Below are 22,920 nucleotides of genomic sequence, written 5' to 3'. Positions count from 1 at the left end.
CCTTCGTAAAAAGTAAATAGAAATTATTTAACGATAAATTGGTATAAATATTTCTTGAGAAATCTTATGGTTGCTTTATGAGATACTTAAATAAATCATCAATAATTGCATTTGCTACTAAAACACCACCCCCAATTTAATAGTCTGGAACTAAGTAAACCTTAATAACTAACAATCTTTTCTAAGTAATTTACTGAGATAAATAAATTTATTACAATCTTTCATTGGTTTTGGGGTATTGTACTTTCACGAAGAGTATGACTAAACCAGATATTTAAACAAATCATCAAGTAGCTTATTGACTCCAAAAAATCCGAATGTCCACCATCTATCTATTTGGACTGCATACACTTGATTATTTTTTGCTGCTTTGAGTGTAGTTAAAAGAGGATTATGAAAAAAATCCTGGAGCAATTGCTGATTATCATTCATGACAAATAAAACATCAGCATCATACTTGTTTAATAGCTCGATACTTGCTACTAAAGTCCCTTCTTTTTGATTTGCTAGCGTAGGTATAAGTTTGATACCAATGTCTTGGAAAACTTGATTATAAGTTTCATTATCTGAATATGTAGCGATGAGACTTCCTTCAAAAAGATTAATCACTGATACTTCTATATCTTTGAGACGCTCGCCTATTAAATTTTGTAACTTTTTGACTCGTTCGTAGTATTGAGCGATGACTTGTTCTGCCTTTTCACTCTCACCTAACACTTGAGCAATAAAGCGAAGATTTTCTTTAAAAGAATAATTCAGACCTGGTAAATCTACAATAACTGTAGGTGCGATCGCTGATAATTGTTTGTAGGCGCTTTTCTGGTATTCACGCATCAAAATTAAATCGGGTTTGAGCATGAGGACTCTTTCCAAATTAGGCTGATTTCCCACACCTACTATTTCGATCCCAGCCGCTTCATCATTGGTTACACCACGGAATAAAAAGTCGTATTCTGGAAAAAAACTTACTGTACCAATTGGTTTGATACCCAGAGATAGCACGGGATCTAACAAACCAATATCATTTAATACAATTATTCGCTGTGGCTTGATAGGAATTCTTGTTTCACCCAAAGCGTGTTTGACTACTTTTGTAGCTACTGGTAATTGAGAAGTGGGTGAAGTCCTATCACCTTGAAGTTGCTGTGGGAACAAATACTTATGACTTACCCAAAGTAAAACAATAGTAACAATCCCTAGCAAAAGCAATTTGATGGGACTCTTGATTTTCATACTGTATTCTCCACCTTCACGCCACTTACTCAGCAATAGAAAGCCACTACGCAGCTATAAGTATGGCAACAAACGTAGTGGCTCCTATAATGTTGACTAAAATTCAATCGAAAGTGTCCCTACCACCGTGAACGGTGCGCCGGGAATAACTGTGTTTCTGCCAAAGTTAAATGACTCAATATACCTGACACCAAAGATGTTTTCAAAATTAATTGCGGCTCTCCAGTTATCACGCTTGTAATAAATTGTAGCATCAGTTCGCAGATAACTAGGTAATGTGAAAGTATCATCAGATGTGAGGGTAGGAATGTCACCACCTACTCTATCTGAAAGGTAATATAGTCCCAAGCCAAAACCTAAACCTTCCAAATCACCTCGGAGCAATTGATAAGTTGTCCATAGGCTTGCTTTGTGTTCGGGTACTTTGGGGACTCTAGAACCCACTATAGGAGCATCAGGAGAATCACTACTTTCTGTGATTTCAGCATCGGTATAACCGTAAGCAGCGATGATATTCCATCCAGGCAAAATTTCACCAGTTACATCTAGTTCAATTCCTCGGCTTCTCTGCTCTCCAATAGGAATGCTAAAACCATCAGGGTCATTTGGATCGGGTGTAGCAATATTTGTTTTAGTAATTTGATAAGCTGCTAAAGTCGCTGCAAATTTTTCATTAAAATCTGCTTTGATCCCCACTTCATACTGAGTTCCGCGCTCAGGTGGCAAAAACGTAGAATCAGCACGTTGGGCAGAATTCGGGGCAAACGAGCGACTATAACTGGCATAAAGTGAAATGGGTTCAATTGGCTGGTAAACAACACCAATTCGAGGGCTGAACGCTTCGTCATACTGAAGAGTACGAGTATCTGAAAGGCGATCGAACACGTCTTGATCGAGAATGTCAAAACGACCACCCAGCAGTAACTTGAAATTGTTTGAAAGTGCTATCTGATCTTGTAAATAAATACCTAGTGTATCAACCTTATCCTTACCATCTCGAACTACATCGGTGAGTTCAGAAAGCGCAGGTCTAGGAATAACGTTGTAAACTGGGTCGAAAATATTTATAGATGGAGTTAGCCCTTCAGGTAGTCGGCTCTGTGAACCATTGCTCTTTTGCCGAGCGAGTTCAAGCCCAAACAAGAGTGTGTGTTCGATTGAACCCGTCGCAAACTCACCAACAAGATCCGTTTGAAGCAAGTAGGCTTCACGGTAATCATCATTGGAACGGAAGTTGCGTGTTAATTCGCCAGTTTCTTCGTCCACCTCTAGAGGCTGGGCGCGGTAATCAGCAGTATCTTGTGAAGTGTAGCGAAAGGCATTGCGGAGGGTTAAGTTGTCATTGAAGCGATGTTCTAGGCGATAACCAATATTTACCTCTTGTGTTGTACGTTCATCTCCTGGTTCGCCCAAGAATCTACTATAGGGAATGTCAGCAATTCCTTGACCAAAAGCAACTATGCCCTGGTCAAATGTGCGCTCGTCGTTGACATAACTAACATTAAACAATATGTTAGTGCGATCGCCCAGTTTAAACTCAAACACTGGTCCGACAAAGAATCGCTCACTATTGACAAAATCCCTGAAGCTACCAGCATTCTCATAAGCAGCATTCAGTCTATACAGTAATATTTCATCTCGATCGTCGAGAGGTCCAGATAAATCAATAGCAGAACGGTAGTAATCGAAGTTGCCTGCTGAGAAATCAGCCGAATAATAAGGGATATTCAGAGGTTTTTTCGTAACTAAATTAATGATTCCTCCTGGTTCAGCATTTCCATATAATACAGAAGCTGGACCTTTAACAACTTCTATCTGCTCAATATCGGCAAGTTCTCGCAATGCAAAGCCGACCTCCCTTAAACCATCACGAAAAGTAGAATTAAAATCAAAACCTCTAATATTTACATTGTCATTTGTTCCACCAAAAGTATCGCCTTCTACAACACCACTAACGTTACGAATTGCGTCTGTGAGCCGAATGACTTGTTGGTCTTCTAGAACTTGTCTTGGGATTACCTGAATTGACTGGGGAATGTCACGAACTGGGGTATCGGTTCTAGTAGCCCCTGATGCTTCTGGCACACGATATGTATCTTGTTCACCTCTTACAACTATCTCAATAGGTTCTTCATCTTCAGGTGTCTTAGCTGTGGATTCTTCTGAAGGAGCCTCACTAGAACGTTGTTCTGCTGGTGGTGTCTGACTAGCGGATGTAGTTGGTGTCACCCCAAAAATTAAACTTTCATTATCATCAAACAACTCTACAGTTGGCGCACTTGCTTCACCTGTCACAGTTACCCGAACTGTATTCGCATCTAAGTTTGTTACGGAAACTGCTGTAATTCCTGTAAATGGTTTTTCTTGAGTGAATGCGTTACCAGTCGATAGACGTAATTGAGCATTGGGAATATCTACAATAAAATTATTCCCCTCACTTTTGTTGAGAGGTTTCAACTGTTCGCTTTGAGGTGATTCTAAAATTATCTCAAGTTGCTTATCGAGTTGCTTGAGTTTGACTCCGGTAACTTGTACAACTTCCGTTGCTTGAGCTAGCTTTTGAAGATTTTTGCTGCTGTGTTGTGATGTCTTTCTTGCCAGTCTATGAGGTTGAGTTTTAGTTTTTTTATAAGTCGCCTTTCGATCGGTAAAAGTTGTTTCTTGCTGCTTTTTAGAATGTTGTAGTTCTTGACTTAAAGCGGGAGTTGCTAACAATAAAGCAAATGAGCCTGTAAATATTAAGCTTTTAAGCAACAGCACTAGTTTCATTTATTTCCTCACACATGGTTAAAAAGCTGTTAACACCCTGATGCAGATGCTTATTAAAATTTATTAGCACCAGTCCTATTCAGATTAGATTATTAGTTTATCAAAAATTAGTTAACATATACATATTTTTGCATAGTTATGTCAATTAGCTAAGATTAAGTTATTGTACTTACGTAGCTCCCATGTCAATTGTGTAAAAAGTTACTAAGTAGGAATGCAAAATTCCTGCCTTAATGATTTTAGAGCAATATCGATCGTTTTGATGGTTTTTTTCTAGTGATGGCTATGCTCAGGGAAAGCAGGCTTGTAACAAAAATAACTATACAGCATCTATCTAAAGAATGAAACTTTTCTAAAAATCCGAGGTGTTTAGGATCGGAATCTCACAAATTTTAGTGAAAAGAAAAATTAAAAGAGAATTATTCGCGTTAATGTGATATACATGAATGTTGAGAATAAATTGCAAGACTGCGTGTAAGGTTCTTATTTATGGATTCTGACGATCGCTAAACTCACCCTTGACCGAGACTGTGCGCGAATTTGGATTTGGTCAAGAAGTCTACAAATCGCTAGTACAGTTTCAGCTACACCACTTATGACAGTTACACTCCAAGATTAAGCGTGCATCTCAATGTCTGAACAAAACAATATTCAAAGCTGTAATGCTATTGAAAGCATGAGCAAATTTTCGACTATTGTTGAACTTTTGCGTTATAGAAGCAATATACAGGGCGAACAACTTAGTTACACATTCTTAGCAGATGGGGAAACCCAAAGCGATCGCCTCCTTTATCAAGATCTAGATAGATGTAGTCGGGCGATCGCCTCTCAACTCCAAAGCTTAGGTTTAAGTGGAGAGCGTGCTTTACTGCTTTATTCACCAGGTTTAGAGTATCTTGCCGCCTTTTTCGGGTGTTTGTATGCTGGGGTTGTAGCAGTTCCAGCTTATCCACCACGCAACCAACGTAATACCCCCAGAATTTTAGCAATTTTAGAAGATGCACAAGCAGCGATAATTCTGACCACCACAGCCATTTTGCCGCAATTGCAATCTTTGTTTGTCGACAAAATCAATAATATTCACTGGCTAGCTACTGATAACCTCGCTCCTGGTATAGAAGAAGCTTGGCAAGAGCCTTTTATTAATATAGATACATTAGCCTTTCTGCAATATACATCTGGTTCTACTGGTACGCCCAAAGGTGTAATACTCAGTCATGGCAACCTACTTCACAATGCTGAGGTAACGCGCCAGTATATGGAACATACCTCTAGTAGTAAGTTTGTGAGTTGGCTGCCTGTTTATCATGACATGGGTTTGATTGGTGGCGTACTACAACCTTTATATGGTGGTTTTCCTTGTATTATGATGCCGCCAGCAGCTTTTCTCCAACGTCCTTATCGTTGGTTACAAGCAATTTCTCGTTATGGAGGAACCACCAGTGGCGCGCCTAACTTTGCTTACGAGCTTTGTATTGAAAAAATTACGCCCGAACAACGCTCAACCTTAGATTTAAGCAATTGGAGTGTAGCTTTCAATGGTGCTGAACCCATTCGTCAAGAGACTCTAGAGAAGTTTGCAGCCACCTTCGCTGAATGCGGTTTTCGTCCAGAAGCTTTTTATCCTTGCTATGGCATGGCAGAAGCCACTTTAATGGTATCTGGGAGCGTCAAAGCTGCGTTGGTAAGTAGCATATTTCTGCAAAAAAACGTTTTAGAACATAACCGTCTGACTCATGCGGTTGCTAACACAGAGAATTCAATACAATTAGTCGGATGTGGTCGAGTTGTACCACAACAAGAGGTTGTAATTGCCAATCCAGAAACCTTAACTCTGTGCGATCCCGACCAAGTTGGGGAAATTTGGGTTGCAGGTCCTAGTATTGGTCATGGTTACTGGAACCGACTAGAGGAAACTGAACAAACCTTCCACGCTTATCTACAAGACACGGGACAAGGACCATTTTTACGGACTGGGGATTTAGGCTTTCTGCACAATGGCGAACTCTTTATTACAGGTAGAGCTAAAGATTTAATTATCATCAGAGGGCGTAATCTCTACCCACAAGATATTGAGTTAACCGCAGAACGCAGCCATAAAACATTACGAGCAGGAAGTGTTGCAGCTTTCGCTGTAGAGGTAGAAAAAGAAGAACGATTGGTAGTTGTACAAGAATTAGAGTTTCGTGCCAAACCTAATATAGATGAAGTGACAGCTGCTCTTCGCCAAGCAATCACAGAAGAACATGAAGTAGAAGTTTATGCAGTTGTTTTAATCAAAGCCGGCACTATTCCCAAAACTTCTAGCGGTAAAATCCAACGTCGAGCTACCAAAGCAGGATTTTTAGCAGGTACATTAGAGGTTGTTGGTAGTAGTATTCTGGAAATTACCCAGACAACAGAACTAGAAGAAGTTCTGACAGACAAAGAATTACTAACACTAGAACCAAAACAACAACAACAATTATTAAACTTCTATTTACAAAAGCTGGTAGCGCAGGTACTAAGAGTAAAACCTTCGCAAATAAATCTAGAGCAACCTTTAAGTAGTTTGGGTCTAGACTCCTTAAAAGTTTTCGAGTTAAAAAACCGGATTGAGGTTGATTTTGGCGTAACTCTATCTGTAGCTAACTTCTTTGATGGTGCTGGTATTAGTGAGCTAATAATCCAAATATTAGATAAAGTTAACAACAACCTCACTAGTGAATACTTGCCTATCTCTAAAGTAGAGACAACCATTAACCAACATCCACTTACCTTTACTCAACAGCAGTTGTGGTTTATCAATCAACTACAACCTGGAACAGCTACATATAACATTCCCGTAGCTATTCATCTGACAGGAGAGTTGAATGTTCCTGCATTAGTCCGTAGTCTCAACGAAATTATTCAAAGACACGACATCTTACGAACCAGCTTTGAGTTAGTGAATGGTGAACCTATCCAAAAAGTTGCACCTATAGCCCCATTCACTTTACCAGAAGTTGATTTGTGTCATTTGTCTGATGAACAAAAACAGGCTGAAGTACAAAAGCTATCTTTGCAAGAGGCTCAGTCATCTTTTGATTTAGGACAAGCACCTTTGTTGCGGGCAAAACTGCTGCACTTGCAAACAGAATCGATATTACTCATAAATCTGCATCATTTGGTTGGTGATGGTTGGTCAATCAAGGTACTAGTTCAAGAATTATCTACAATTTATCAAACTTTTGCTAATGACAAAATATGTCAACTACCTCAGCTTCCTGTACAATATACAGATTTTGTGTATTGGCAACGAAATTGCTTGCAAGATGAAGTTATAGAAAAGCATTTAGTTTATTGGAAGCAGCATTTAGGTGGAATGCCTGTATTGCAATTACCGACCGACCGCCCCAGACCACCAATACAAACTTTTAAAGGAGCGCAGCAGAAGTTTGTATTGTCTCCACAGTTAACCCAAGCAATCAAACAGTTAAGCCAAAAAGAAGGTGTAACCTTATTCATGACCTTGCTAGCGGCTTTTCAAACATTGCTTTACCGCTATACAGGTCAGGAAGATATTCTTGTCGGCTCACCAATTGCTAACCGTACCCGTACTGAACTAGAACAGCTAATTGGGTGTTTTATTAATACTTTAATATTGCGTACCACTCTAGAAGGGAATCCCACATTTACAGAATTGTTGAGGCGAGTGCGAAAGGTAGCAGTTGAGGCTTATACTCATCAAGATTTACCTTTTGAGAAGTTAGTAGAAGCATTACAACCAAATCGGGATCTCAGCTATAACCCATTGTTCCAGGTGATGTTTGTGCTTCAAAATCCTGCTACAAACAGCATCTGGAAAACTGAGGAGATAGAGACGGGAACAGCCAAATTTGATGTCCTTCTATCAATGATTGAGAGCGAAGAAGAATTAACAGGAACGCTAGAATACAACACCGATTTATTTAATGCAGATACCATAGCTAGGATGGTTGGACATTTCCAAACCTTGCTAGAGGGTGTAGTTAGTGATTCCCAGCAGCGTATTGCTGAGTTACCAATATTGACACCTGCTGAACGTCAGACGCTACTAGTAAACTGGAACAGTACGCAGGTTGATTATCCTCAATACGCTTGCATTCATCATTTGTTTGAGGCGCAGGTAGAAAAAACACCAGATGCGATCGCGCTCATTTTTGCTAACCAACAACTTACCTATCGAGAGTTAAACAATCGAGCCAATCAACTAGCTCACTACCTACAAAATTTAGGGGTGAAACCAGAATCCTTAGTTGGGATCTGTATGGAACGCTCTATCGAAATGGTAGTTGGAATATTAGCAATTATGAAAGCAGGCGGTGCATATCTGCCGCTAGATCCTAACTATCCTCAAGAGCGTTTGGCATTCATGCTAGAAGATGCTCAATTATCATTATTGCTAGTGCAACTGCATCTAGTTAATGAACTACCAGCACACACAGCCAAAGTAGTAACTATAGATACTGATGGTGCAGCATTTGCTGACTACAGCCAAGCTAACCCTTTTATTAGCGTTCAGCTAGAAAATGCAGCTTACATAATTTATACTTCTGGTTCCACAGGAAAACCCAAAGGAGCAATTAATACTCATAAGGGTTTATGCAACCGCTTACTATGGATGCAAGATACTTACCAATTGGAAGAATGCGATCGCGTTTTACAAAAAACACCCTTTAGTTTTGATGTTTCTGTCTGGGAATTCTTCTGGACTCTATTTACTGGCGCAACTCTAGTCATAGCTAAACCCGGTGGACATCAAGATGCAAGCTATCTATTGCAACTCATTACCCAGCAGCAAATTACGACATTGCACTTTGTTCCTTCAATGCTGCAAGTGTTTTTAGAGCAACCAGAACTAGAAAAGTGCCATAGTATTAAACGTGTAATTTGTAGTGGTGAAGCACTACCCTTTGAACTACAAAAACGCTTCTTTGAGCGTTTGGATGCAGAATTACACAATCTCTATGGTCCCACAGAAGCGGCAATTGATGTAACTTCTTGGAAATGTCAAAAAAACAGCAACGAGAAAATAGTTCCTATCGGTCGTCCTATCGCCAACATCCAGATATACATATTAGACAATTATTTGCAACCTGTTCCAGTTGGTATTCCTGGTGAGTTGCATATTGGTGGTGTAGGTTTAGCGCGGGGCTATCTGAATCGACCAGAATTGACTAATGAAAAGTTTATTTCTAGTCCGTTTGAACCAGAAAAACGCCTTTATAAAACAGGAGATTTAGCGCGTTACCGTTCTGATGGTAGTATTGAATACTCAGGCAGAATTGACTATCAAGTAAAAATTCGAGGTTTCCGTATTGAACTAGGAGAAATTGAAGAAGTCATAGCAGAATCTTTCAATGTGCGAGAAACGGTAGTTCTTGCCAAAGAAAACCGCCTGATTGCTTATGTAGTGCCTAAGGAAAAAATTACATTTTCTATCAATGAATTGAGGCATTTCCTCAAGAAAAAGCTGCCTGAATATATGCTTCCTTCTGTATTTGTAGTTTTAGAAGCATTACCTCTCACATCTAATGGCAAAGTAGACCGTCGTGCTTTACCTGCGCCAGATAAATTGCGTCCAGAATTAGCAAATAATTATCAAGCGCCTCAATCTGAAGTAGAAAAATTAATAGCTAAGGTTTGGAAACAGGCGCTACAGCTAGAAAGAGTAGGTGTTCATGATAATTTCTTTGACATTGGTGGGCATTCATTGTTAGTGGTGCAGGTTAGTAACCAACTTAGAGAAATCTTGAACTGGGATTTATCAGTTGTAGAAATTTTTCAAAATCCGACTATTAAGTCGCTGGCGGAACATTTAAGACAAAAATCATTAGCACAAAAAAATTTAGAGAAGACGCATGAAAGGGTAGGCAAACAAAGAGAAGCTTTGAACCAACGCAATCAAGTATTAATGAAAAACCGGAAGAATCTTAAGTAATAAGGAAATTGTTAGTTATGGAAGGCATTGCCATTATTGGCTTGGCAGGGCGTTTCCCTGGAGCAAAAAATATTGCGGAGTTTTGGCAAAATTTATGTGATGGAGTTGAGGCAATTTCTCAATTTAGTGATGAAGAATTAATTGCTGCTGGAGTAGATCCATCATTACTCAAGGAGCGTAACTATATAAAAGCGGGTGCTGTATTAGAAGATATAGATTTATTTGATGCTGGGTTCTTTGGTGTTAATCCTAAAGAAGCTGAGATGACCGATCCGCAACATCGGTTGTTTTTAGAATGTGCTTGGGAAGCATTGGAAAATGCTGGCTATGATGCTCAAAGATGCGAAAGCCGAATTGGGGTTTATGCTGGTGCTAGTTTAAATAATTATTTAACTTTTAGTTTAAATAGCGATCGAATTGGTTCAGCGCATAGTTTCCAAAAGCTAATTGGAAATGATAAAGATTTTTTGTCTACTCGCGTTTCCTACAAGTTAAATCTGACTGGACCTAGTCTCACCATACAAACGGCTTGTTCGACTTCCTTAGTTGCAACTGCTTTAGCTTGCCAAAGCTTACTAAATTATCAATGCGATATGGCTTTGGCTGGTGGGGCTTCGATTCGTGTACCCCAAAAAACAGGGTATTTACATCAAGAAGGGGGTATATTATCACCTGATGGTCATTGTCGCGCCTTTGATGCCAAAGCAAGAGGGACAATTATTGGTAATGGCGTAGGAGTGGTGCTATTAAAGCGGTTATCAGAAGCGATCGCAGACGGCGATCGGATCTATGCTGTGATTAAAGGTAGCGCCATCAATAACGATGGTTCGCTTAAAGTCGGCTATACTGCACCCAGCGTCAACGGACAAGCAGAAGCGATCGCCGAAGCAATAGCCCTGGCTGACGTCGATCCTGAGACAATTACCTATATCGAAACTCACGGTACAGGAACCGCTTTAGGCGATCCCATCGAAATTTCTGCTTTGACAAATGCTTTTCGGGCAGAAACTGAGAAGAAAGGTTTTTGTGCGGTCGGTTCTGTCAAAACAAATATTGGACATTTAGACGCTGCTGCTGGGGTAACAGGTCTAATTAAAACCGCTTTGGCTTTACAACATAAGTTGATTCCTCCCAGTTTAAATTTTGAGCAGCCTAATCCAGAAATTGATTTTGCTAATAGTCCTTTCTACGTCAATAATCAGCTGACTGAATGGAATGCAACTTCTACACCACGTCGTGCAGGAGTGAGTTCTTTAGGTATCGGTGGGACGAATGCTCATGTCATTCTAGAAGAAGCCCCTTCTTTAAGAGAGCAGAGGAGCGCTTTAGCAGGGGAGCAGGGGAGAAATTATCAGTTGTTAGTACTTTCGGCTAAAACTGATTCGGCTCTGGAAACTGCTACTAATAATTTGGTTCAACACCTCAGACAGCATCCTGAGTTGAATCTGGCAGATGTAGCTTACACATTGCAAGTAGGGCGTGGCGTATTTAATTATCGCCGTGCGGTGGTTTGTCAAAGTACCCAAGAAGCCATAACCGCATTAGAAACTATAGATCCTCAACAAGTATTAACTCACTTTGAGGAACCAATCCAACGCTCTATTACTTTCATGTTCCCCGGACAGGGCGCTCAGTATGTGGAGATGGGTAAAGAACTTTACCAGACTGAGCCTACATTCCGTGAACTAGTAGATCGTTGTAGTTTGCTACTTGAACCGCATTTAGGTTTAGATTTGCGATCGCTTATTTATCCACAAGAGTCTGAAAAACAACCAGCAGCAGAACAACTCAAGCAGACGCAGTTTGCACAACCAGCATTGTTTGTAATTGAGTATGCCTTGGCTCAACTGTGGATGTCTTGGGGTATTTCTCCACAAGCAATGATTGGTCACAGTATTGGGGAATATGTAGCCGCTTGTCTTGCTGGTGTGATGAGTTTGGAAGATGCATTAACGTTGGTTGCTGTGCGTGGGCGGCTGATGCAGCAAATGGCTACGGGTGCAATGCTGTCTGTTTCCGCATCAGCAGCAGAAGTTAAAACTTTCCTCAACGAAGATTTAGCTCTAGCTGCTAATAATGCACCTTCCTTGTGCGTGGTTTCTGGAAGTTATGACGCAGTAAACAAGATTGCAGAAAAGCTAACAGCCAAGGGTATAGAGTGTCGCCGTTTGCATACCTCTCATGCTTTTCACTCTCACATGATGGAACCGATGTTAGAACCATTCATGGCGGAACTGAAAAAAGTCAACTTCAATCCTCCCGAAATTAGGTTTATTTCTAATTTGACGGGTACTTGGATTACAGCAGATCGAGCAATATCTCCAGATTATTGGGCGCAGCATTTACGTCAAACAGTACAGTTTTCATCGGGTTTATCAGTATTGTTGGAGGAAAGCGATCGCATTCTCCTAGAAGTAGGTCCAGGGCGTACTTTGTGTACTCTCGTCAAACAACACGCCCAAAAAGCAGGCGGACAAGTTGTATTACCTTCCTTACGTCATCCCCAAGAAGAAAAATCAGATATTAATTTCCTACTCAACATTTTAGGGCGGTTGTGGTTAGCAGAAGTTGAGATAAATTGGTCTGTTTTTTACGATCGCGAGCAGCGTTATCGAGTATCTTTACCGACTTATCCCTTTGAACGCCAGCGTTACTGGATTGAACCAGAAATACCAACTCAAGTATCTGCTAAAGTTGAGAGCAAGCAAGGTAAAAAGCCTAATATTAGTAACTGGTTTTATGTTCCTTCTTGGAAACGAGTTCCCCTCGTCAAAACAAAAGAGATTAGCTCTGATTGTTCTTTAGTTTTTATAGATGAATATGGCTTAGGTTCAGAACTTGTTCAACAACTACAACAACTTGGACAGAATGTAATTACCGTTAAGGGAGGAAAAGAATTTAATCAACTTGATAGCAATACATACGCTATCAATCCATCTCAAGCGGATGATTATCTCAACTTGCTGCGACAGTTACGAGAACAGGGTAAAACTCCTAAGACAATTACCCATTTGTGGAGTCTTCACCAATCGCAAACTTTATCTTGGGAAACAACTCAAAATTTAGGTTTCTATAGTCTTGTTTATTTAGCACAAGCCATTGGACAACAGCAGATAAGCGATCCAATTCAAATTTTAGTTATTGCTAATCATCTGCACGATATAACAGGAAATGAAGAATTATTTCCTGAAAAAACAACCATATTGGGTGCTTGTAAAGTAATTCCTCAAGAATATCCCAATATCAGTTGTCGTCTGGTTGATATTTTACTGCCCACATCAACAAGCGAAAATATTCTAGAACAGTTATTGGCAGAATTAACAGCAGAATTAGAAGAATCGATAATTGCCTACCGCAATAATTACCGTTGGGTACAAACATTTGAGCCTGTTACATTAGAACCTACTACCGAAGATAATATTCGTTTGCGGCAACAAGGAGTCTATCTAATCACAGGTGGGATGGGAGGTATTGGTTTAGTTTTAGCTGAATATCTGGCTAAAACTGTACAAGCCAAACTGATTTTATTAGGGCGTTCTCTCCCATCCGATCGCGAAAAAATCAAACAATTAGAAGCATTAGGTACAGAAGCATTGGTACTGGCTGCTGATGTGACGAATGAGGAACAGATGCACAGTGCGATCGCACAATCTTTAGAACGCTTTGGTACAATTCACGGTGTCATTCATACTGCGGGTGTTGCTGGCGCTGGGATGGTTCAACTCAAAACACCAGAAATTGCTGAAAGAGTTTTTGCACCCAAAGTTCAAGGAACAATAACTCTAAATAATGTACTCAAAAACATCAATTTAGACTTCTTAGTTCTTTGTTCATCCTTAAGTTCAATACAAGGAGGATTTGGACAGGTAGATTATTGTGCTGCAAATACTTTCTTAGATACCTTTGCTCATTGGAATACAACAACAAATAACAGCTTTACAGTTGCGATTAACTGGGACGCTTGGCAACAAGTTGGGATGGCAGTTAATACTAATGTTCCTGATGAAATTAAAAACTGGCGTGAAGAAAGTTTAAAGAATGCTATCTTGCCATCAGAAGGGGTAGAAGCTTTTAGCCGCATCTTAGCAAACTCGCTACCTCAAGTTATAGTTTCCACCCAAGATTTACTAGCAGGAATTGAGCAACTTAACCAATCAGTTTTATCTTTATCCTTTGCTAAAAAGTCTGTCAACTCTTGCCAAGTATCTGCCAGCAGGCATTCACGTACTCTGCAAGAAAATACCTATGTAGCTCCTCGTAACGAAATTGAACAAACTGTTGCCAATATCTGGGAAGAACTCATCGGTATTGAAAAAGTAGGGATTTACGATAACTTTTTTGAATTAGGTGGACATTCTTTACTAGCAGTCCAAACTATTTCCCGCCTTAGAGAAGCGTTTCAAGTCGAATTACCATTGCGTACCCTCCTTTTTGATGCGCCAACAGTTAGCGAATTAGCTAATGTCATTGCCCTGAAACAACCACAATCAGAAGAACTTGATGAAATTGCAAAATTATTAGCAGAAGTAGAAAACTTATCGATTGAAGAACTCCAAAAACAACTAGCCCAAGAATCACCAGTTAGTTAAATCAACTTTAATTTTGTATGTCCTTCTTTGCGCCCCTGCCATAATATATGGAATTCAGCATACTCTACTTTTCAGGCGACGGCTCAACAACTGAATCAGATAAATATCAACTGTTATTAGAAACAGCTAAACTCGCTGATAAACATGGATTTTCAGCAGTATGGACTCCCGAACGCCATTTTCATCCTTTCGGGGGTTTGTATCCAAATCCCTCGGTGATTAGTGCCGCCTTAGCAATGGTGACAGAGAAAATTCAACTCAGATCGGGTAGTATTGTAATGCCATTACAACATCCTGTCAGAGTAGCTGAGGAATGGGCAGTCGTTGATAACTTATCTGGTGGTAGAGTTGGACTTTCTTTTGCACCAGGTTGGCACGCCGATGATTTTTTATTACGACCAGAAAATTACACTGAACGTAAAGAAGTTATGTGGCGTGACATTGAGATTATGCAGAAACTTTGGCAGGGGGAAGAAATTGAATTTGTTAATGGTTCAGGCAATAAAGTTCAGATAAAAACATTTCCCTGCCCTATACAATCGCAAGTACCAATTTGGATTACTTGTCAAGCTGACGCTACATTTATTGGCGCAGCTAAGATAGGGGCTAATGTTTTAACTTCTTTGTTGTATGCCACCATTGATGATTTAGCTCAACAAATCTCTCTTTATCGTCGGACTTTGGCTCAACATGGTCACGATCCAAAAAGTTACAAAGTGTCTCTGATGATGCACACCTATATAGGAGATAATGAACAATTAGTTAAGCAACAAGTAAAGCAACCTTTTTGCAATTATCTCAAAACCCATTTTGGCTTAGTTGAGAACTTAGCTAAACGCATCAATTTTCAATTCAATCCCGAAAATTTTACAGAAGAAGACCGAAAACAGCTTTTAGAATTTGCTTTTGAGAGATATTTCCAACAAGGTAGAGTTTTAATTGGTACGCCAGAAAGTTGCCGTCAAACAATCGCACGTCTTCAAGAGATAGGAGTGGATGAAATAGCTTGTCTCGTTGATTTTGGTCTAGATTTTCAGACAGTGATGGCAAGCTTGAATAAATTAACAGATTTTAAGCAAAACTACCAGCTAAGAAAAGATACAAGGAAATATTCGAGTCTCAGCTTATTTGGGTGATTAATTGTGAAAGATATAAATGCAAGAATTGCCGCATTATCTCCAGAACAACGAACATTGTTTGAAATGCGGCTTAAACAGAAGGGTTTAAATTCTGCCACAACTCAATCAATATCTAAAAGAAAAGATACTAATTCATTGCCCTTGTCTTTTAACCAGCAAATGCTCTGGTTTCTTCACCAATTAGCCCCCCAAAGCCCTGTTTACAATATTCCTGTTGCTATTTTATTAGAGGGTCAACTGAATGTAAAAGCACTGGAGCAAAGCCTTAATCAAATCCGACAACGGCATGAAGTTTTGCAAACGTGTTTTCAGATGGTAGAGGGGCAACCTGTGCAGGAGAGAGTTGCCGATTTAACCTTAGAGATGCCTGTCATTGATTTACAAAAATTTGCTGAAAGTAAACAGCAAGAATTGGTGCAAAAATTAGCAAAACAGGAAGCTCAATGTCCTTTCGATATATCGCGGGAACCATTGCTAAGAGTCAAGCTATTGCAGTTGCGTGAGACTAAATATGTAATGTTATTTACAATGCACCATATTGTTTCTGATGCTTGGTCTCGTGGCGTAATTATTCGAGAATTAGCGGCTTTGTATAAAGCTATTTGTTCTAATCAGCCGTCTCCCCTAGCGGAATTACCTATTCAATACGCAGACTTCGCTGCATGGCAAAGGGAATGGTTACAGGGAGAGGTTTTAGAGTCTCAGCTTTCTTATTGGAAAAAGCAACTGGAGGGTAAACTTCCAGTAATTAACTTACCTACAGATAAACCTAGGACAGACGTGCAGACTTTTCAGGGTGCTAGGCGATCGCTCATCTTACCAGAATCTTTAACTAAAGAGCTAAAGTCTTTTAGTCAACAGCAAGAAGTAACACTATTTACGACATTATTAGCTGGATTTTATATATTAATTAATTGGTATACACAACAAGAAGATATTCTTGTTGGTACAGATGTTGCGAATCGTACCTGGGCTGAAACTGAGGTATTAATTGGCTTTTTTATTAACCAATTAGTGCTAAGAACAAAGGTATCAGATAACTCTAATTTTCAAGAATTTCTTATGCAGGTGCGAGAAGTAACATTAGGTGCTTACTCTCATCAATCTCTGCCTTTTAGTAAGTTAGTAGAAGTTATCAATCCCGCTCGCGATCTCAGCCGTAACCCAATATTTCAAGTTAAGTTTGTCCTGCAAAATACCCCGATGCCGCCTTTGGAAATTGCGGGTTTGACTATCACTGTTTTGGATGATGTTGATAACGGTACTGTTCCTCTTGATTTGTTGTTAGACATGATAGAAACAGACAAAGGAATGGCGGCTATGTTGAGATACAATACAGACCTGTTTAATGTAAATAGTATTGATAATATGTTAAAAAATCTCGTGCAGGTTTTAACTACTATAACTCAAAACCCAACCTCTACAATATTAGAAATAAAAAATAATTTAACTTCTTTTAATCGTAAACAGACTGAGTCTCACAAAAATCAGCGTAAAGCATCTGAATATCAGAGCTTAAAAAAAATTAAAAGAAAAGAAGTATTTTTACAATAAATATAAACTAACGCTATTACACCTAAAACCTTCTGAATAACATTGTAAGAAAGATGCAAACACAAATACATGGATTTAGACTTTCGCCACAACAACGGCGTTTGTGGTTATTACAAAAGGACTCTTCTGTTTACCAGTCATATTGTGCAATCCTTTTAGAAGGGAATTTAAATCAAGAAATTTTAAAAGCAGCCTTACATCAAGTCGTCAATAGACATGAAATTTTGCGAACAAACTTCCACACTTACAATGGAGTCATGAAAATTCCCGTTCAGGTAATTAGCGATCGCGTTAATAATATATCGCTTGCTGAACATTATTTTCCGCAACAAGAAACTTTAGAAAATAGCTTAGAACAGCTATTGCAATCTTTATGTCAAAAGAATTTTGATTGTGAGCAAGAATCACTTTTACACGCTGACTTAGTGATTATATCGCCAAAAAAACACATATTGTTGATTAGTTTACCTGCTCTGTGTGCTGATTTAGAATCATTAAATATTTTAGTTGTTGAGCTTGGTAGATGTTATAGTGCTTGTTTATCTGGGGAGGAAATTGCTGAAGAACCGATGCAATATGCCGAAATTGCTGAATGGCAGAATGAGGTTTTAGAGTCAGAAGAAGCAGAAATAAATGGTGGAAAACAGTTAAACATAAATAGTATTTTTAATTTAAAACTACCTTATTCAAATCAGCAAACAAGAGATTTATATTTTAATCCTCAATATTACAGTAAAGAAATCCAGCCCAATTTGGTGGCTCAGATAGATGCGATCGCCCAAAAATTAAATATTACTACCTATGTATTTTTCTTAACTTGCTGGCAAATATTACTTTGGCGTTTAACTCAAAATACCGACTTAATTATCGGCACTGCTAGTAATGGTCGTAACTACGAGGAATTGCAATATTCTCTAGGAATATTAAGTAAATATTTACCTTTATATTGCCGATTTGAAGAAGAACATGAATTTATAAATTTATTATCAGAGGTAAAAGAAGCTACAGAAGACCTATTTGAATTACATGGTAGGTTTGCCTGGGAGAAAAATATAGAGTTAGATCCAGAAAGTTTATTCTTCCCATTTTGCTTTGAATTTACTTCTGCTGTAGCCAAGCAATATGCTGGTGATATCTGCTTTTCAATATATCAACAGTATGCTTGTATTGACAGATTTCACCTCAAATTATCTTGTGTCCGTCAAGATGATGCTATAAAGCTTGAATTTTTCTATGATGCCAATGTCTACACTTTAGAAGCTATTAAGCGTTTAGCAAGTCAATTCGAGACACTGTTAACGAGTGTAATTGAGAATCCCCAAGGAGCGATCGCTAGCTTTGACATCCTCAGTTCCCAAGAACGCACTCAACTTTTAGTTGACAACAACACGAAAACCGTTGCTCCTCAATACCAATGTATACATCACTGGTTTGAGTCGCAGTGCGATCGCACACCAAACTATGTTGCAGTAGTGTATGACAACCAGCAACTAACTTACAGTGAACTAAACGCACGCGCCAATCAGTTAGCTCATCACCTACAACAGATGGGTGTAGGCTCAGAAGTCATAGTAGGGATTTGCTTAGAGCGATCGCTAGAGATGGTAATTGGAGTGTTAGCAATTCTGAAAGCAGGTGGAGCTTACTTACCATTAGATCCCAACCATCCCAAAGAACGGTTAGCTTTTATTTTAGAAGAAACCTCTGCACCCATACTCTTAACTCAACAACACCTGCTCCCAGTTCTTCCTGCTCACAATGCTAAAGTACTCTGCTTAGACTGTGATTGGGAAAAAATTGAGCAGCAAAATATATTTAACCCGACTAGCCAGACCATTTCTGACAACCTAGCCTATATTATTTATACCTCCGGCTCCACTGGTAAACCAAAAGGAACGCTCGTTCCCCATCGAGGACTAGTTAATTATCTTACTTGGTGTACCCAAGCCTATGCAGTCCAAGAAGGCAAAGGAACTGTAGTACACTCTTCTCTAGCCTTCGATCTCACTATTACTAGTCTATCCCCCTTATTAGTAGGACGTTGCATAGAACTCCTCCCAGAAGACCAAAGCATCGAGTCTTTACGCAGTGCCTTATCTCAAGGCTCAAACTATAGCTTAGTAAAAATTACACCTGCTCATTTGCAATTACTCTCACACCAATTATCACCTTCACAAGCAAATGGTCGCACCAGAGCCTTTATCATCGGTGGCGAAAACCTATTAGCACAAAGCGTTAGCTTCTGGCAAAAGTTTGCACCAGACACAATGCTAATTAATGAATATGGACCAACAGAGACGGTTGTGGGTTGCTGTATTTATCAAGTACCCCAGGGTGAAACACTCTCAGGCTCAATTCCTATTGGTCATCCCATCGCCAACACCCAACTGTACGTCCTCAATAAGTACTACCAGCCAGTACCCATAGGAGTTCCAGGTGAACTATATATTGGTGGCGCTGGTGTAGCGAGAGGATATTTAAATCGTCCTCAACTCACAGCAGAAAAATTTATTCCCAATCCCTTTAGTGACGAACCGGGTGCAAGGCTATATAAGACGGGTGATTTAGTTCGTTTTCGTTTAGACGGAAATTTAGAGTTTTTAGGAAGAATAGATAATCAAGTAAAAGTAAGAGGCTTTCGGATCGAATTAGGAGAAATAGAAGCATTACTGGTACAACACCCAGCCGTAGAGGAAGCAGTAGTCATAGTGCGCGAGGATACACCAGGCGACGAGCGTTTGGTAGCTTACGTTGTGCCTGATAGTCATGTAACTCCAGTCCCTAGCGAACTGCGGAGTTATCTAAAAGAGCAACTACCAGAATATATGCTGCCATCAGCGTTTATCCAGTTAGATGCTCTGCCATTAACAACTAATGGTAAAGTGGATCGTCAAGCTTTACCTGCACCGAACCAAGCAGATATTGCTCAATTAGGAAATATCTTTGTCGCTCCTCACACACCTGTTGAAGAAATGCTGGCTGGAGTTTGGGCGCAAATCCTCCGCTTACAGCAAGTTGGTATCCATGACAATTTCTTTGATTTAGGTGGACACTCTCTCATTGCTACTCAGGTAATCTCCCAAGTACGAAAAACGTTTAGGGTAGAACTAACGCTACACCATTTGTTTAAATTACCCACAGTAGCCGGACTTGCCAAACATATAGAAATTGCATTGAAGGCTGAACCACAATTAAATTCCGAACCTTCTCTAAAACGTGTTTCACGCGATGAAGAATTACCCTTGTCTTTTGCTCAACAAAGGCTGTGGTTTCTCCATCAATTAGATCCCAACTCAACAGCCTACAATGGTTCTAACTTGGTGCGACTGCAAGGAACACTAAATGTAGCTGCATTAGAAGACAGTATTAACGAGATCGTGCGGCGACATGAAGTTTTACGGACGTACTTTGCAGTTGTGGAAGGGCGACCAATTCAGAAAATTATTTCTGAGTTAAAAGTACCTTTACCAATTGTAAATTTACAGCATTTATCAGTAATTGAAAGAGAAAAAGAAGTACAAAGGCTAGAGGTAGAAAATGCCCAGCAGCCATTTGATTTGACACAAGCGCCATTGCTGCGGTTGGCGCTTTTGCGTCTCACCCAAGAAGAACACATCTTGTTAATAACAATGCACCATATTATCTCTGATGCTTGGTCAGCAGGAGTGTTTATCCGCGAGGTGACAGCACTTTACGAAGCCTTTTCAACTGGAAAACCTTCTTTGCTACCAGAGTTACCAATTCAATATGCTGATTATGCAGTATGGCAACAGCAATGGTTACAAGGAGAAAGGCTTGATACCCAATTAACCTACTGGAAGCAACAGTTAGAGAACGCTAAAACAATTCTAGAATTACCAACAGATAAACCCCGCACCCAACTACAAACTTCTTTAGGAAAAAAACACTCGTTCACTCTATCTGCAACACTAACTGACAAGCTCAAATCTCTCAGTCAGCAAGAAGGTGTAACTTTATTTATGACTCTGCTGGCAGCTTTCAATACTTTGCTATACCACTATACAAAGCAAGAAGATATTCTTGTAGGTTCTCCTATTGCTAACCGTAACCGTAGTGAATTAGAGGGGTTAATTGGCTTTTTTATCAACACTCTAGTATTACGTACTAATCTCTCTTTTTCTCATAACCCCAGCTTTCAAGAGTTATTGCAACAGGTAAGAAAAACAGCTTTAGGAGCTTATGCACATCAAGAGTTACCTTTCGATAAGTTAGTAGCAGAACTACAACCACAGCGTAATTTAAATCATTCACCACTATTTCAAGTATGGTTTGTTTTGCAAAATGCTCCTAAATCCAACCTTGAAATGAAAGGGCTAAATCTCAGCCTTTTAGAAAGTGAAAGTGGCACTATTCGCCATGAATTAAAGCTACAATTCACACAAACACCAGAAGGGCTAGAAGGTTTTTTTGAGTATAAAACAGATTTATTTCATGCAACTACTATTACTCGCATGGCAGTTGTTTTAGAAACACTACTAACAACCGTTGTGGAACAACCTGAGATGTTACTTGACCAGCTAGTACAACTAATGCAGGAAACAGAAAAACAACAGCAACTTATTCACAATCAAGAACTACAACAAGCTCGGGTTCAGAAGTTGGGCAAAATTGGGCGCAAGGCGATTACTGGCAAAATTGAATCATAATTAAACAAAATGAATTTAAAAACATTCAAAAGAAAATCAATTACAGTTTCTTCAGAAAACTTGGTTACAACCAATTTCTTAGAATCTACTCAACAACTACCTCTTGTCATTCAACCTGCTGTCGATGGTGTGAATTTAGTCAGTTGGGCTAGCAGTAACCGTGACTGGATAGAAAAACAATTAATTCAATACGGAGGTCTGCTTTTTCGCAATTTTCCGATTAATACTCATAGCGAATTTGCTAATTTTATGCAGGCTGTAGCAGGAGAATTAATCGAATACTCTTATCGTTCAACTCCGCGTAGTCAAGTTGATGGTAAGATATACACATCAACAGAATATCCACCCGATCAATCAATTCCTTCACATAACGAAATGGCCTATTGTCTTAATTGGCCAATGAAAATTGCCTTCTTTTGTGTAAAGGCAGCAGAGCAAGGCGGAGAAACACCAATTGCTGATAGTCGTAAAGTATTTCAACGAATAGATCCAAAAATCAAAGAGCAATTTATTCAGAAAAAGATTATGTATGTCCGTAATTATGGACAAGGGATTGATTTACCTTGGGAAACTGTATTTCAAACTAACGATAAAGCCGAAGTTGAAGCTTATTGTCAATCTACTGGCATTGATTTTACATGGCTAGATGTAAATAAACTTAGAACTCGTCAAGTTTGTCAAGCTGTTGCTACCCATCCTCAGACTGGCGATTTAGTTTGGTTTAATCAAGCACATTTATTTCATATTTCAAGCTTAAAAGCTGAAGTTCGTCAATCTTTACTTGCTGTACTAAATTCTGAAGAATTACCACGAAACTCTTATTATGGAGATGCTTCAGAAATTGAAATATCTGTATTAGAAGAAATTCAAGCAATATATGAGCAAGAAACAGTAACATTCTCTTGGCAAGAAGGAGATATTTTATTATTAGATAATATGCTAGTTGCTCATGGACGTAAGCCATTCACAGGCGCGAGAAAAGTTTTGGTAGGTATGGCACAACCTTATAGCAACAAATAGTTTAAATA

At 39.3% G+C, this 22,920-nt stretch carries 8 protein-coding genes; 6 read left to right on the top strand and 2 right to left on the bottom strand.

Going from position 1 to position 22,920, the window contains the following annotated elements; genetic code table 11:
* Positions 1–261: 261 nt before the first annotated feature.
* Positions 262–1,233 carry an iron-siderophore ABC transporter substrate-binding protein gene (locus DSM107010_RS17375; RefSeq protein ID WP_106165776.1) on the bottom strand — a complete coding sequence of 324 codons (972 nt, stop codon included), beginning with the start codon at positions 1,231–1,233 and terminating at the stop codon, positions 262–264.
* 96 nt (positions 1,234–1,329) lie between these two features.
* Positions 1,330–4,002 (bottom strand): TonB-dependent siderophore receptor, encoded by a 2,673-nt coding sequence (locus DSM107010_RS17370; protein ID WP_106165777.1) that lies wholly within the window; start codon positions 4,000–4,002, stop codon positions 1,330–1,332.
* 631 nt (positions 4,003–4,633) lie between these two features.
* Between DSM107010_RS17370 and DSM107010_RS17365 the strand changes: the two genes are divergently transcribed.
* From DSM107010_RS17365 to DSM107010_RS17340, 6 genes are read left to right on the top strand one after another with little or no spacing between them, the layout of a single operon-like run.
* A complete protein-coding gene (locus DSM107010_RS17365; RefSeq protein WP_106165778.1) occupies positions 4,634–9,943 on the top strand; it encodes a non-ribosomal peptide synthetase in 5,310 nt (1,769 codons plus the stop codon).
* 17 nt (positions 9,944–9,960) lie between these two features.
* Positions 9,961–14,532 carry a type I polyketide synthase gene (locus tag DSM107010_RS17360; protein WP_106165779.1) on the top strand — a complete coding sequence of 1,524 codons (4,572 nt, stop codon included), beginning with the start codon at positions 9,961–9,963 and terminating at the stop codon, positions 14,530–14,532.
* Positions 14,533–14,579: 47 nt separating this feature from the next.
* Positions 14,580–15,668: an LLM class flavin-dependent oxidoreductase gene (locus DSM107010_RS17355; protein WP_106165780.1), complete on the top strand. Its 1,089-nt coding sequence runs from the start codon at positions 14,580–14,582 to the stop codon at positions 15,666–15,668.
* Positions 15,669–15,674: 6 nt separating this feature from the next.
* Positions 15,675–17,225: a condensation domain-containing protein gene (locus DSM107010_RS17350; RefSeq protein WP_106165781.1), complete on the top strand. Its 1,551-nt coding sequence runs from the start codon at positions 15,675–15,677 to the stop codon at positions 17,223–17,225.
* Between the two features lie 53 nt (positions 17,226–17,278).
* On the top strand, positions 17,279–21,892 hold the full coding sequence (locus DSM107010_RS17345; RefSeq protein ID WP_106165782.1) for a non-ribosomal peptide synthetase: 4,614 nt from the start codon (positions 17,279–17,281) through the stop codon (positions 21,890–21,892).
* Positions 21,893–21,901: 9 nt separating this feature from the next.
* Positions 21,902–22,912, top strand: coding sequence for a TauD/TfdA family dioxygenase (locus DSM107010_RS17340; protein WP_106165783.1), 1,011 nt, complete (start codon positions 21,902–21,904; stop codon positions 22,910–22,912).
* Positions 22,913–22,920: the final 8 nt, after the last annotated feature.

The organism is Chroococcidiopsis cubana SAG 39.79, from assembly GCF_003991895.1.
GTDB classification, from domain to species: Bacteria; Cyanobacteriota; Cyanobacteriia; order Cyanobacteriales; family Chroococcidiopsidaceae; genus Chroococcidiopsis; species Chroococcidiopsis thermalis.
The sequence above is the reverse complement of the archived record's forward strand: the minus strand, read 5'-3'. Positions and strand labels throughout refer to the sequence as shown.

Bases quoted from the DNA above. Each gene is read 5' to 3' on its own strand.
- DSM107010_RS17375 (WP_106165776.1), bottom strand. From the start codon at position 1,233: ATGAAAATCAAGAGTCCCATCAAATTGCTTTTGCTAGGGATTGTTACT.
- DSM107010_RS17370 (WP_106165777.1), bottom strand. From the start codon at position 4,002: ATGAAACTAGTGCTGTTGCTTAAAAGCTTAATATTTACAGGCTCATTT.
- DSM107010_RS17365 (WP_106165778.1), top strand. From the start codon at position 4,634: ATGTCTGAACAAAACAATATTCAAAGCTGTAATGCTATTGAAAGCATG.
- DSM107010_RS17360 (WP_106165779.1), top strand. From the start codon at position 9,961: ATGGAAGGCATTGCCATTATTGGCTTGGCAGGGCGTTTCCCTGGAGCA.
- DSM107010_RS17355 (WP_106165780.1), top strand. From the start codon at position 14,580: ATGGAATTCAGCATACTCTACTTTTCAGGCGACGGCTCAACAACTGAA.
- DSM107010_RS17345 (WP_106165782.1), top strand. From the start codon at position 17,279: ATGCAAACACAAATACATGGATTTAGACTTTCGCCACAACAACGGCGT.
- DSM107010_RS17340 (WP_106165783.1), top strand. From the start codon at position 21,902: ATGAATTTAAAAACATTCAAAAGAAAATCAATTACAGTTTCTTCAGAA.